Consider the following 14,714-nt stretch of genomic DNA (forward strand, 5'->3'; position numbering starts at 1 on the left):
CGGCCTCCCCTCTTTATATTCAGGCTAGGTGGCGTGCAGTGTACCACTGGTGGTGAAGCAAGGCTTTTTGGGGCCGCGAAGCGGCCCCAGCGATCTCACGTCAGGCCCAACTCACCCCAGATCCGCCGCACCTCCCGGCGTTCATCAGCAAACTGCGCCGCATCGATAACCCCCGCCTGCTTCTGCAACGCCTGCCGGTGCGACGCCGACCGAAACGCCTTGTACACCTCACGCAGCAACACCGCATCACTGGCCGGCATCAACCGCGCCTGCTCAAGCTCTTCGAGAATGCGGATATTGTCAGTCCAGCGCAGCAGCGCCGGGTGGTCGTGCGACCAGGCCAAGGCGGCGTACTGCACCATGAACTCGATATCGACGATACCCCCCGCATCCTGTTTGATATCGAACGGAACACCCGCATCAAAGGCATTACCGGCAGTCCCCGCGCCGGTCAGCTTGGTGCCGAGGTTGTCACGCATCTTGGCGCGCATCTCGCTGACTTCCACCCGCAACTTATCGAGGTCGCGGGCCTGACCCAGTACCTTGGCCCGCACCGCCTCGAACGCACCCGCCACCTGCTTGCATCCGACCAGCACCCGCGCCCGCACCAGCGCCTGATGCTCCCAGGTCCAGGCCTCGCCCTGCTGGTAGCGCTCGAACGCCCCCAACGAGCTGACCAGCAGCCCCGAGGCACCGGACGGCCGCAGGCGCATATCAACGTCATACAGCTGGCCAGAGTTGGTCTGGGTGGTCAGCAAGTGAATGATGCGCTGGCCCAGGCGGGTGAAGAACTGCGCACTGTCGATCGGCTTGGCGCCATCGGTTTCGGCATGCAGGTCACCGTCATGGATAAACACCAGGTCGAGGTCCGAACCATGCCCCAGCTCGATGCCGCCGACCTTGCCGTAACCAACAATGATGAAGCCCGGATCACACAGGCTGCCGTCGCTGCGCTTGGGCTGGCCATGACGAGCAACCGTCTGTCGCCAGGCCAGGGCCAGCACCTGGTCGAGAATCGCTTCGGCCAGCCAGGTCAGGTAATCGCTGACCTTCATCAACGGCAGGTTGCCGCTGATTTCCGACGCGGCCACCCGCAGGCTGTGCGCCAGTTTGAAGTGCCGCAGGGCTTCCATCTGCTGCTCGAGGTCATCCTCGGGGATGCGCGTCAGGCGTTCACGCAGCTCGCTGGCCAGCTCCGGCGCCAGCGGTGGGCTGAACAACCGGCCTTCGTTGAGCAGCTCATCGAGCAACAGCGGATAACGGGCGATCTGCTCGGCGATCCACGGGCTGGCGGCGCACAGCGTCAGCAGCCGGCGCAGCGCGCCCGGGTTTTCCGTGAGCAGCACCAGATAGGCCGAGCGCCGGGCCACGGCTTCGACCAACGGCAGCACCCGCTCCAGTACCAGATCAGGGTTGTCGTGCTCGACCGCCTGGGCCAGCAAGCGTGGAATAAACGCATCGAGGCGCTCGCGCCCCAAGCGCTGCATCGAGCGCAACTGCGGGCTGGCGCGCAGCCCGGCGAGTCGACGCAGGGCATCGGCCGGCTGGCGGAAGCCGGCCTCTTCCAACTGGCGGCAAGCGGCCTCCTCATCCTGGGCCTGCTCCCACAGCGGTGACCACTCACCACCGACCACCAGCTCGCCCTCGCCTTCGTCTTCATCCGGGTCGGCGATCACCTGGCGGAAGTGCCAGTCGATACGGCCACGCCAGGCCATCAACTGATCGTGGAAGCTGGTCCAGTCGGCAAAGCCGAGGATGAACGCCACACGCGCACGGTCAGTGTCGTCCTCGGGCAGCATCTGCGTCTGGCGGTCAGCGATGGCCTGGATCGCGTGCTCGGTGTAGCGCAAGAATTCATAGCCCTCGCGCAGCTCGGCCACCACTGCCGGCGGCAGGTAGCCCTGCCCCTCAAGGGTGGCGAGGACCTTGAGCAGTGGCCGCTGCTGCAGGCTCAGGTCACGGCCGCCGTGGATCAGCTGAAACGCCTGGGCGATGAACTCCACCTCGCGGATGCCGCCAGCACCGAGCTTGATGTTTTCCGACATGCCCTTGCGGCGGACTTCCTGCTGGATCAGCTGCTTCATGGTGCGCAGCGCTTCGATCGCCGAGAAGTCCAGGTAACGCCGGTACACGAACGGGCGCAACATCTCCTGCAACTGCGCGCCAGCGGCCTGGTCACCGGCTACCACCCGCGCCTTGATCATGGCGTAGCGTTCCCAGTCACGGCCCTGGTCCTGGTAATACTGCTCCAGTGCATTGAACGACAGCACCAAGGCCCCGGCCGAACCGTATGGGCGCAGGCGCATGTCGACGCGGAACACGAAGCCGTCGACGGTGACCGGGTCCAGCGCCTTGATCAAGCGCTGGCCGAGTCGGGTGAAGAACTCCTGGTTGTCCAGCGAGCGCTTGACCCCTTCGGTCTCGCCGCCTTCGGGGTAGGCGAAGATCAGGTCGATGTCCGATGACAGGTTCAGCTCCACCGCGCCGAGCTTGCCCATGCCCAACACGACCATGTGCTGCGGCTCGCCACTGCGGTGGCCGACCGGCGTGCCGAACTGCTGGCAATGACGCGGGTACAACCATTGATAGGCCTGGTCGATGCTGGCATCGGCCAGGTCAGACAAATCGCGGCAGGTTTCCCCCAGCGCGGCCTGGCGGGTGATGTCACGCCAGATGATCCGCAACTGCTGGCGGTTGCGCTCGCGGCGCAGATTACGCGCCAGCTCGTCTTCGCTTTGCGCGGCCTGGGCCACCGTGGCGATCCGTGCGCACAGCTCGCCGGGAGCAAACGCCCGCTCCAGCTCGCCACTGACGAGCAACTCGAACAGCACCGCCGGCTCACGCTGGGCCTGGTCGAGAACAAAGTCACTCGCCGCCCCAACCTGATCGAACTGCTGACGATGGGCCGGGCTCAAAGCCTGCAGGTCGAGATCAGCGTGACGGGTGACGGCATCGGCCAGGATCTGTTGGTTGCGAGCGACCAGTGGTTGCAGGGCAGCAGGCAGATCGAGCGGCAAAGGCAGGCGCATGGACTATCCTTGATCGGCGTGAAAGAGAGGGGTAAATGCGGTCACGGGGGGGGCAGGACCACGGTTGGACTGTCGTACAAAAGTTGGAAATAGCTGAAAACGTCGAATCATTGGCAAGAAACATCACGAATCACCCGCCTCGAACCCACCGACAACCAACATGAACGTTTTTCCTCACAACCCGGGGTGCGACCAAACGCCGCATTTCTGTAGTATTACTACTACCCCGACCGTGTAAAAGCATGAAATGCGAAAGCTTTTGTAGTAAAACTACACGGCGCCGGATCACACTCCGGTAATCCAAGAATTCACGACGTCTGCCCATAAGGCCAGTCGCAAACTCAGGCACTCGATTCTGGTTGCCTTTCCGCCCTGGAGCAAGCCATGCAAGACCTCGATCCAATCGAAACCCAGGAATGGCTGGATGCCCTGGAGTCGGTCCTCGACAAAGAAGGCGAAGACCGCGCTCATTACCTGATGACCCGTATGGGCGAGCTGGCCACCCGCAGTGGCTCTCAGCTGCCGTATGCCATCACCACGCCATACCGCAACACCATCCCTGTCACCCACGAAGCACGCATGCCTGGCGACCTGTTCATGGAACGCCGCATTCGCTCGTTGGTGCGTTGGAACGCCCTGGCCATGGTCGTGCGCACCAACCTGAAGGATTCGGACCTGGGCGGACACATCTCGAGCTTCGCCTCCAGTGCCACCCTGTATGACATCGGCTTCAACTACTTCTTCCAGGCCCCGACCGAAGAACACGGCGGCGACCTGATCTTCTTCCAGGGCCACGCCTCGCCTGGCGTCTACGCCCGTGCCTTCATGGAAGGCCGGATCAGCGAAGAGCAGATGAACAACTTCCGTCAGGAAGTCGATGGCAAGGGTCTGTCCTCGTACCCGCACCCATGGCTGATGCCGGACTTCTGGCAGTTCCCGACCGTGTCGATGGGTCTGGGCCCGATCCAGGCGATCTACCAGGCGCGCTTCATGAAGTACCTCGAAGCCCGCGGCTACATCCCGGCTGGCAAGCAGAAAGTCTGGTGCTTCATGGGCGACGGCGAGTGCGACGAGCCGGAATCCCTCGGCGCGATCTCCCTGGCTGGCCGCGAGAAGCTCGACAACCTGATCTTCGTCATCAACTGCAACCTGCAGCGCCTCGACGGCCCGGTTCGCGGTAACGGCAAGATCATCCAGGAACTCGAAGGCGTGTTCCGTGGTGGTGGCTGGAACGTCAACAAAGTGGTCTGGGGCCGTTTCTGGGACCCACTGCTGGCCAAGGACGTCGACGGTATCCTGCAGCGTCGCATGGACGAAGTCATCGACGGCGAGTACCAGAACTACAAGGCCAAGGACGGCGCGTACGTCCGTCAGCACTTCTTCAACACCCCAGAGCTCAAGGCCATGGTCGAAGACCTGTCCGACGACGAGATCTGGAAGCTCAACCGTGGCGGCCACGACCCGTACAAGGTCTACGCGGCGTACCACCAGGCTGTGAACCACAAAGATCAGCCGACCGTCATCCTGGCCAAGACCATCAAGGGTTACGGCACCGGTGCTGGCGAAGCCAAGAACACCGCGCACAACACCAAGAAGGTCGACGTCGACAGCCTGCGTCACTTCCGCGATCGTTTCGACATCCCGGTCAAGGACGAAGAGCTGGAAAACCTGCCGTTCTTCAAGCCTGAAGCCGGCAGCGCCGAGGCCCGTTACCTGGCCGAGCGCCGCTCCGCGCTGGGTGGCTTCGTGCCGCAGCGTCGCGAGAAGAGCATCAGCATCCCGACCCCGCCACTGGAAACCCTGAAGGCGATCCTGGACGGCTCGGGCGACCGTGAAATCTCCACCACCATGGCCTTCGTGCGGATCCTCGCGCAGCTGGTCAAGGACAAAGAGATCGGCCAGCGCATCGTTCCGATCATCCCGGACGAAGCCCGTACCTTCGGTATGGAAGGCATGTTCCGCCAGTTGGGCATCTACTCGTCGGTCGGCCAGCTCTACGAGCCAGTCGATAAAGACCAGGTGATGTTCTACCGCGAAGACAAGAAGGGCCAGATCCTCGAGGAAGGCATCAACGAAGCCGGCGCCATGTCGTCGTTCATCGCTGCCGGTACCTCGTACTCGAACCACAACCAGCCGATGCTGCCGTTCTACATCTTCTACTCGATGTTCGGCTTCCAGCGTATCGGTGACCTGGCCTGGGCCGCTGGCGACAGCCGCACCCGTGGCTTCCTGATCGGCGGTACCGCCGGCCGTACCACCCTCAACGGTGAAGGCCTGCAGCACGAAGACGGTCACAGCCACCTGCTGGCCGGGACCATCCCGAACTGCCGCACCTATGATCCGACCTACGGCTATGAGCTGGCGGTGATCATCCAGGACGGCATGAAGAAGATGACCGAAGAGCAACAGGACATCTTCTACTACATCACCGTGATGAACGAATCCTACCAGCAGCCGGCTATCCCGGCCGGTGTCGAGGAAGGTATCGTCAAGGGCATGTACCTGCTTGAAGAAGACACCAAGGACGCCGCGCACCACGTGCAGCTGATGGGCTCCGGCACCATCCTGCGTGAAGTTCGTGAAGCCGCGAAGATCCTGCGCGAAGAGTTCAACGTCGGTGCCGACGTGTGGAGCGTTACCAGCTTCAACGAACTGCGTCGCGACGGCCTTGCCGTAGAACGCGCCAACCGCCTCAAGCCTGGCCAGAAGCCACAGCAGACTTACGTCGAGCAGTGTCTGACCGGTCGCAAGGGTCCGGTTATCGCATCGACCGACTACATGAAGATTTTTGCCGAGCAGATCCGTCAGTGGGTGCCGAGCAAAGAGTTCAAAGTCCTGGGTACCGATGGCTTCGGTCGCAGCGACAGCCGCAAGAAGCTGCGTCACTTCTTTGAAGTTGACCGCCACTTCGTCGTGCTGGCTGCCCTGGAAGCCTTGGCTGACCGTGGCGAGATCGAACCCAAGGTGGTGGCTGACGCCATCGTCAAGTTCGGTATCGACCCGGACAAGCGCAACCCCCTGGACTGCTGAGGAGTAATTTAAGTGAGCGAACTCATTCGCGTACCTGACATCGGCAGCGGTGAAGGTGAAATCATCGAGCTGTTCGTCAAGGTTGGCGACCGCATCGAGGCTGACCAGAGCCTGCTGACCCTGGAGTCCGACAAGGCCTCCATGGAGATCCCTGCCCCCAAGGCCGGTATCGTCAAAGAGCTGAAGGTCAAGCTGGGCGATCGCCTGAAAGAAGGCGACGAGCTGCTGGTTCTGGAAGTCGAGGGCGCTGCGGCGTCCGAGGCTCCGGCCGCGGCTGCTGCGCCGGCTGCTGAAGAAAAACCGGCTGCCGCGCCTGCGGCCGCCGAGGCTGCTCCTGCCCCGGCCGCGGCACCTGCCGCCGCCACCGTGCAGGACATCCACGTGCCGGACATCGGCTCGTCGGGCAAGGCCAAGATCATCGAAGTGCTGGTCAAGGCCGGCGACACCGTCGAAGCCGACCAGTCGCTGATCACCCTGGAGTCCGACAAGGCCTCCATGGAGATCCCTTCGCCTGCCGCTGGTGTGGTCGAAGAAGTGATCGCCAAGCTGGACGACGAAGTCGGTACCGGTGACCTGATCCTCAAGCTGAAGATCGCTGGCGCCGCGCCAGCGGCCGCTCCAGCCCAAGCTGCTGCCGCACCTGCGCCAGCCAAGACTGAGGCTGCTCCGGCCGCCGCGCCTGCTGCAGCCCCAGCTGCACCGGCTCCTGCCGCTGCCGCTCCGGCTGCTGCGAGCAACGCCAAGGTCCACGCAGGCCCGGCGGTGCGTCAGCTGGCCCGTGAATTCGGCGTCGAGCTGAGTGCCGTATCGGCCTCTGGCCCGCACGGTCGGATCCTCAAGGAAGACGTCCAGGTTTACGTCAAGGCCATGATGCAGAAGGCCAAGGAAGCACCGGCAGGCGCCGCTGCAACCGGCGGCGCTGGCATCCCGCCGATCCCGGTGGTCGACTTCAGCAAGTTCGGTGAAGTCGAAGAAGTGGCCATGACCCGCTTGATGCAGGTCGGCGCCGCCAACCTGCACCGCAGCTGGCTGAACGTGCCGCACGTGACCCAGTTCGACTCGGCCGACATCACCGAGCTCGAAGCCTTCCGCGTTGCGCAGAAGGCCGTGGCCGAGAAGGCTGGCGTCAAGCTGACCGTTCTGCCACTGCTGCTCAAGGCTTGTGCGCACCTGCTCAAGGAGCTGCCGGACTTCAACAGTTCGCTGGCGCCAAGCGGCAAAGCGATCATCCGCAAGAAGTATGTCAACGTCGGTTTCGCCGTCGACACCCCGGATGGCCTGTTGGTACCGGTGATCAAGAACGTCGACCAGAAGAGCTTGCTGCAACTGGCTGGCGAAGCTGCGGCGCTGGCTGAAAAGGCCCGTACCAAGAAGCTGTCGGCAGACGAGATGCAGGGAGCCTGCTTCACCATCTCCAGCCTCGGTCACATTGGCGGCACCGGCTTCACGCCGATCGTCAACGCGCCTGAAGTGGCGATCCTTGGTGTGTCGAAGGCGACCATCCAGCCGGTCTGGGATGGCAAGGCCTTCCAGCCCAAGCTGATGCTGCCGCTGTCGCTGTCGTACGATCACCGTGTGATCAACGGCGCTGCCGCTGCGCGCTTCACCAAGCGCCTGAGCGACCTGTTGGGCGACATTCGCACCATCTTGCTGTAACGCTGCAACCTGCCTCTTCCAACGGGAGAGGCAGGTACCCCTTTCGAGCTGCCACGCTCGTACCTCAACCCCGCCCCGGCGGGGCTTTTTTTTGGGGTGCGTCACGGAATGTTGGGGGAGGTGATCTGTTCGCTTGGCTGGCTGGCTGGCTGGCTGGCTGGCTGGCTGGCTTAGGAATTGTGGGCTTATCCATTTGATGTGGTGGTGCTGCTGGCCCCTTCCGCCCTTACGGCGGGTCACTTTTTTTCTTGGAAAAAAGTAACCAAAAACCGTCTGCTCCTGCATCCGGCCCTCCGCTGCGCTGCGGGTTCCCTCGCTCCGGTCTTGCTCCGGGAGGACCGCGCTGTACGGCCCATCCTGGGCCTCAGCGCTTTCCGGCCATCCATGGCCTCCACCTCCCTGCGCAAGACCTCCACTCGGCCTCCTGACGTCGCGAAGTTACGGGCGGCGTCTGGGCTGGCGTTGTTTTTGATAGTGGCATGGGTGGTGAATATTCGGGCCTCTTCGCGGGGCAAGCCCGCTCCTACAGGATTTGCGCAGATTTCGGATTCGGCGCTGTACCTGTAGGAGCGGGCTTGCCCCGCGAAGAGGCCGGCACTGCCAATGCAAATCGCAGGGCGCAGCCCTGCCAGCCACCCCACAAATCCGCTGGTGAATAAACAAAGCGAAAGCGCAGCGATTCGCCTGCCGTTGCCCTGGCTGTTGATCTTGATCTTGCTCTTGATCTACCAGCGACTTCAGGAGGCCGAGCGCAGGTCTTGCGCAGGGAGGTGGAGGCCATGGATGGCCGGAAAAAGCGCTGAGGCCCAGGATGGGCCGTACAGCGCGGTCCTCCCCGAGCAAGACCGGAGCGAGGGAACCCCGCAGCGCAGCGTAGGGGCCGGATGCAGGAGCAAGCGGTTTTTGGTTACTTTTTTCCAAGAAAAAAAGTGACCCGCCGTAAGCGCGGAAGGGGCCAGCAGCACCACCACATCAAATGGATAAGCCCCCAGCCCCAGCCCCAGAACCTCGTCCCTGACACCCCGTGAACAGCCATTTCAGCAGGCCTTGAAAGGCATCCACCCCGAACAAGCCCCCCGTACACCTTCAGACTTGAACCAATCTGCCGACAACCTAGTCACAGCCCCAACATGGCCGCTTGCCAGCCCTCCGGACATCATGCAACCTTGCCCGATGCGCCGCCGCACAGGCCCGCGCCACCCTCTTCAAGCGAGTCTTCAATGAAAAGCCAACCCGATGCCGCCAGCCGTGTGGCGGCCGAGGTCGTCACGCAGCTACCCGTGCCTTCGCGGCTCGGCATGCTGCGTTTCGAAAGGCTCAACGAAGCCGCATGGTCCATGCTCTACCTCGACCCAGCCTGCGAGCGCCATTTCGGCCTGCCCGCCGCCGAGCTGTGCGCCCTGATCAGCTCGCCCTACGCCAGCCTGATGGAGCCAGAAGCCCGCTACCGGCTGCACGACGAAATCCAGCTGCAACTGGCCCGGCGCGGCTATTACCGGGTGCGCTACACCTTGCACGCCAGCCCGGTACCGCTGCGCTTGCTGGAAACCGGCGAGGTCTACAAGCAGCATGGCCGCCAGTTGCTGCGCGGCTACCTGGCGGTACTCGACGATGTCACCGAAGACAGCCCGGACGTCGCCGCCAGCGACCTGGAAAACCGCAACAACCGCCTGCAGATCGCCCTCCAGCTGAACCAACGCGCCCAACAGGAACAGCTCGAACACCTCGAGCGGGTACGCGCCCAGCAAGACCTGATCCTGCGCCTCGCACGCCAGCGCTACAGCGTCGACAACTCGCTGCTGGAAGCCGCCGAGCTGATCACCCAGAGCGCCTGCGAAATCTACAAGGTCAACTGCGCGAGCATCTGGTACCTGCACGACCAGCGCCTGGAGCCAATCAGCGCCTGGCATCGCCTTGAGCAAAAGCACCGCCTGCCCGAACCGATCGACGCCAGCCGCTTCCCCGATTACCTCGATGCGCTGCACGCCAGCCGCGCCATCGACGCGCACAATGCCAGCCAGGACCCGCGTACCCGTGACATGGCCGAGAGCCTTTACCCGACCACCAACAACGCCATGCTCGACGCCAGTATCCGCGTCGATGGCCAAGTGGTCGGCGTGCTCTGCCTGGAGCAGACCGGCAAGCCACGCGCCTGGCAGTCCGACGAGATCGCCTTCGCCGGCGAGCTTGCCGACCAGTTCGCCCAGGTCATCACCAACCACAACCGACGCACAGCGGCGAGCGCACTGCACCTGTTCCAGCGTGCAGTCGAACAGAGCGCCAGCGCCTTCCTGCTGGTCAACCGCGACGGTGTGGTGGAATACGTCAATCCCAGTTTCACGGCGATCACCCAGTACAGCACTGACGAAGTGCAGGGTCATCGCCTGGCGGAACTGCCCGCCCTGGAGAACCTCAGCGAGCTGCTGTTCGACTCGCCCTCCAGCCTGGACATGGGCAACAGCTGGCAAGGCGAATTCAAGAGCCGGCGCAAGAACCTCGAGCCTTACTGGGGCCAGCTGTCGATCTCCAAGGTGTATGGCGACAACCGCGAGTTGACCCACTACATCGGTATTTACGAAGACATCACCCAGAGCAAGCTGGCCCAGCAACGCATCGAGCGCCTGGCCTACACCGACAACCTGACCAACCTGGGTAACCGCCCGGCGTTCATCCGCAATCTCGACGAGCGCTTTGCCCGCGACAGCGACACCGCGATCTGCCTGCTGCTGGTCGACATCGACAACTTCAAGCGGATCAACGACAGCCTCGGCCACCACACCGGTGACAAACTGCTGATCAGCCTGGCCCGGCGCTTGCGCAACAGCCTCAATGTCGGCGGCATTCTCGCCCGCTTCGCCAGTAACGAATTTGCCGTACTGCTCGACAACATCAGCCTTGAAGATGGCCAGGCCGTGGCCCAGCAACTGCTGCGCACGCTGGATAAACCGATGTTCGTCGACAACCAGTTGATCAACGTCACCGCGTCGGTGGGCCTGGCCTGCGCACCGCTGCACGGCAGCGACCCGCAGACCCTGATGAAAAACGCAGGCCTGGCCCTGCACAAGGCCAAGGCCAACGGCAAACACCAGGTCCAGGTGTTTACCGAAGTGCTCAACGCCGAGGCCAGCTACAAGCTGTTCGTTGAAAACAACCTGCGTCGAGCGCTTACCCAGAACGAACTCGAAGTGTTCTACCAGCCCAAGCTGTGCCTGCGCAGCGGCCGCCTGCTGGGCCTCGAGGCGCTGCTGCGCTGGAACCATCCCGAACGCGGCATGATCCGCCCTGACCAGTTCATCAGCGTGGCCGAGGAAACCGGCCTGATCATCCCTATCGGTAAATGGGTGGTGCGCCAGTCGTGCCGCATGAGCCTGGAGCTGCGCGAGGCCGGCATGGGCGAATTGCACGTGGCCATCAACCTCTCGCCCAAGCAGTTCTCCGACCCTGAACTGGTCAACTCGATCGCCAGCATCATCCGCGAAGAGGCATTGCCGCCGCACTTGCTGGAGCTGGAGCTGACTGAGGGGCTGTTGCTGGAAGCCTCCGAAGACACCCACCGCCAGCTCGACGAGCTCAAGGCCCTGGGCCTGACCCTGGCCATGGACGACTTCGGCACCGGCTACTCGTCGCTGAGCTACCTGAAGAAGTTTCCGATCGACGTCATCAAGATTGACCGCAGCTTCATCAACGAAATCCCCGATAACCAGGACGACATGGAGATCACCTCGGCGGTGGTAGCCATGGCCCACAACCTCAAGCTCAAGGTTGTCGCCGAAGGCATCGAGACTGCGGCGCAGTTGGCGTTCCTGCGCCGGCATCGCTGCGACGTCGGCCAGGGTTACCTGTTTGACCGGCCGATCCCCGGGCGTGAGCTGGTCGATCGGCTCAAGCGCTATCCGCGTGGACCAGTGGCCTGACAGCGGCGTAAGTCTGAGGCACTATAGGGCTCATGAGCTTTGTGGGGCTGCTGCGCAGCCCTTTCGCGACACAAGGCCGCTCCCACAGATACAGCGCAAGGCATGACGGCGGCGCAAACCTGTGGGAGCGGCCTTGTGTCGCGAAAGGGCCGCAGAGCGGCCCCCAAATGGCTGAACAGACTTGAACCATCAAACAGAGGAACGGCCATGGTCCTGCGTTCGGAAATCCTGGTGAACAAAAACGTCCTGCCCACCGCTGAACAGGCCCTGCCTGGTCGCGAAACGCCGATGTCCCTGCCCGAGAAGCACTTCGTCTTCGACGACACGCCGCTGCTCGGCCCGTTCTTCGACGATGTCGATTTCGCCATCTTCGGCCTCGGTTGCTTCTGGGGCGCCGAGCGCCGTTTCTGGCAGCGCGAAGGCGTGGTCAGTACCGTGGTCGGCTATGCCGGCGGCACCACCCCCAACCCGACCTACGAAGAAGTCTGCTCGGGCCTGACCGGGCACACCGAAGTGGTCCTGGTGGTGTTCGACAAAGCCAAGGTCAGCTACGGCGAACTGCTGGCGATGTTCTGGGAGCTGCACAACCCTACCCAAGGCATGCGCCAGGGCAACGATATCGGCACCCAGTACCGCTCGGCGATCTTCTGCACCAGCCCTGAGCAGCTCGATCAGGCCCAGGCCAGCAAGGCGGCCTACCAGGCCGAGCTGGACAAGGCCGGTTTCGGCCCGATCACCACCGAGATCGACCAGGCACCGACCGTGTACTTCGCCGAGGCCTATCACCAGCAGTACCTGGCGAAGAACCCCAACGGCTACTGCGGCATCGGTGGCACCGGTGTGTGCCTGCCGCCCAGCCTGCAAGGCAACTGAGGGTCACGCATGACGACCATGACCCTGTTCCATTCGCCCTTGTCGCCGTTCGTGCGCAAGGTGATGGTGGTCCTGCACGAGACCGGCCAACTCGGCCGCGTGCAGCTGCAGGCCGTCAACATCAGCCCGGTGGCAGGCGATGCGCAGCTCAACCAGGACAACCCGATCGGCAAGATCCCGGCCTTGCGCCTGGAAGACGGCAGCGTGCTGCATGACAGCCGGGTGATCTGTGAGTACCTCGACCATCAGCACGTCGGCCTGCCACTGATCCCCCGCGAAGGCTCGGCGCGCTGGCGGCGGCTGACCCTGGCCTCGCAGGCAGATGCGATCATGGACGCGGCGGTATCGACGCGTTATGAAACCTTCCTGCGGCCTGAGGACAAACGTTGGGACGGCTGGGTCGAGGCGCAGGGCGAGAAGATCCGCCGGAGCCTGGCCAACCTTGAACAGGAGCACCTGGCTGAGCTGATCTCGGGGTTCGATATCGTGGCCATTGGTGTGGCCTGTGCGCTGGCTTATATCGACCTGCGCCAACCTGAGTTTGGCTGGCGTGACCAGCAACCGGGGTTGGCTGCGTGGTACGCCGAGGTGGCCAAACGGCCATCGATGCTGGCTACAGCACCGCAGGCCTGACTGACGCCATCGCGGGGCAAGCCCGCTCCTACAGGACATGCGCTCTACCCCAATCCTGTAGGAGCGGGCTTGCCCCGCGAATGGGCTGCACAGCAGCCCCAGGCCTCACCGCGGTATCACAGGAAACAACAACCCGATCCGCCACGCCAACCAGCGCCCCACTTCACGATCCTCCCTCATGCCATTCTCCCCACCCGCGACCAGTCCAGTCGGCGGGTCAGCACCATGAACACGCCCAGCAAGCCAAAGCACAGCAACGAGCCCATCAGCAGCGCATAGTCCTCAGCGCTCAGCAGCCCATAGAGCAGTGCATACAGCACAGCCAACCCCGCCGCAAAGCCGATACCGCGCCACAGACTGCGCAGCACATGGCTCAGATAGAAGCCGATCAGCAGCACGCACGCCGACGCCGACAAGCCATACGCCAGGCCAAACCCAAGGTGCTCGGACAGCGACAACAACAGCAGGTAGAAGAACGCCAACGCCACCCCGACCAGCACGTATTGCACCGGGTGCACGCTGAGGTTCTTCAACACCTCGAACAGGAAGAAACCGGCAAACGTCAGTGCAATGAACAGCAGCGCGTACTTGATCGCCCGCTCGCTCTTGAGGTACTGGTCGACCGGGTCGACGAAGCTCACGCCAAAGGTGCGTTCCTTGTAGTCGGCGCACTGCTCGGCCGTGGCGCACTGGCGCAAGGCGTCCTCCAGGTTGGTGGCAAAGAACGACGTCTGCCAGTGCCCCTTGAAGCCCTCGGCACTGATCTCGCGGCGGCTCGGCAGGTAGCTGCCGACAAAACTTGGGTGCGGCCAGTTGGCCTGCATATCGACACTGCTGGAGCGACCGACCGGCAGTACATGCAACTGGCCAGTGCCTTGCAGGGCGAGGTCGAAGGCGTAGTTGAATTCACGCGGCTGCTGGCCGTCCAGCGCAGGCAGATCGACGTGCACACCACCGCGCATCCAAGCCAGGCCGGTGCCTGCTTGAAACGGCAGCCGCTGGTCATCGAGGCTCAGCTCAAGTGTGCTTTCGATACCGCGGATATCACTGATGCCCACCGCCAGAAACGGCTTGTCGAAGCGGTAGTCCTCATAGTCCTTGTCGATGCCCCAACGCTCAGGCAGTTTGAAGCGGCCAGCGATCTGGCTTTTGGCATGAAACAGCCGGGCCTGATAGATGCCCCGGGCGCGCAGCTCGGTGTCGATGCCAATCGTCGCCTCGAAGGTTTCCGGGAGGAAGTACAGGTGGCCCGAGACCGTACTGGTCTCCTGCACGCTGTGGCCGTCCTTGTCGATCCAGCGGCGTTCGAATTTGCGGTACGGCACCACCAGCAGCGGGCCGGCGATCAACTGGTCGAAACTCGAGCTTTGCGCGATATCGGCGAGGACGTTGTCACGCAGGCTTTGCCGCTCGTCGATCAAGCCGCCGATCATCAACAGCGGGATCAACAGCAGCAACATCAGCAAGGCGATCATGCCGAGCTTGAAACTCAGGGTCTTGTTCATGGGGCGTAGGCTCCGTTGGCGATGGGCACAGTGTGTGCCGCATGCGTGGAGCCCTCAGGGAGACTATGTGGAGA

At 63.1% G+C, this 14,714-nt stretch carries 7 protein-coding genes; 5 read left to right on the forward strand and 2 right to left on the reverse strand.

Annotated elements, in window-relative coordinates:
• Positions 1-95: 95 nt before the first annotated feature.
• On the reverse strand, positions 96-3,029 hold the full coding sequence (glnE, locus tag J3B00_RS00510; RefSeq protein WP_209861969.1) for a bifunctional [glutamate--ammonia ligase]-adenylyl-L-tyrosine phosphorylase/[glutamate--ammonia-ligase] adenylyltransferase: 2,934 nt from the start codon (positions 3,027-3,029) through the stop codon (positions 96-98).
• 384 nt (positions 3,030-3,413) lie between these two features.
• On the opposite strand from glnE, the gene aceE reads away from it, so the two are divergent.
• The 5 genes from aceE to J3B00_RS00535 all read left to right on the forward strand — a co-directional run bounded on the left by aceE (position 3,414) and on the right by J3B00_RS00535 (position 13,135).
• A complete protein-coding gene (gene aceE / locus J3B00_RS00515) occupies positions 3,414-6,059 on the forward strand; it encodes a pyruvate dehydrogenase (acetyl-transferring), homodimeric type (protein ID WP_209861972.1) in 2,646 nt (881 codons plus the stop codon).
• A 12-nt stretch (positions 6,060-6,071) separates the two neighbouring features.
• Positions 6,072-7,715, forward strand: coding sequence for a dihydrolipoyllysine-residue acetyltransferase (gene aceF, locus J3B00_RS00520; protein ID WP_209861984.1), 1,644 nt, complete (start codon positions 6,072-6,074; stop codon positions 7,713-7,715).
• A gap of 1,220 nt (positions 7,716-8,935) precedes the next feature.
• A complete protein-coding gene (locus J3B00_RS00525; RefSeq protein ID WP_209861988.1) occupies positions 8,936-11,629 on the forward strand; it encodes a GGDEF and EAL domain-containing protein in 2,694 nt (897 codons plus the stop codon).
• A gap of 207 nt (positions 11,630-11,836) precedes the next feature.
• On the forward strand, positions 11,837-12,502 hold the full coding sequence (gene msrA / locus J3B00_RS00530) for a peptide-methionine (S)-S-oxide reductase MsrA (protein WP_209861991.1): 666 nt from the start codon (positions 11,837-11,839) through the stop codon (positions 12,500-12,502).
• A 9-nt stretch (positions 12,503-12,511) separates the two neighbouring features.
• Positions 12,512-13,135 (forward strand): glutathione S-transferase, encoded by a 624-nt coding sequence (locus J3B00_RS00535; RefSeq protein ID WP_209861994.1) that lies wholly within the window; start codon positions 12,512-12,514, stop codon positions 13,133-13,135.
• A 176-nt stretch (positions 13,136-13,311) separates the two neighbouring features.
• On the opposite strand, the gene creD is transcribed toward J3B00_RS00535, so the two are convergent.
• A complete protein-coding gene (creD, locus tag J3B00_RS00540; protein ID WP_209862008.1) occupies positions 13,312-14,640 on the reverse strand; it encodes a cell envelope integrity protein CreD in 1,329 nt (442 codons plus the stop codon).
• Between the last annotated feature and the right edge of the window lie 74 nt (positions 14,641-14,714).

Source organism: Pseudomonas sp. BP8 (assembly GCF_017875955.1).
In the GTDB taxonomy this organism is placed as follows: domain Bacteria; phylum Pseudomonadota; class Gammaproteobacteria; order Pseudomonadales; family Pseudomonadaceae; genus Aquipseudomonas.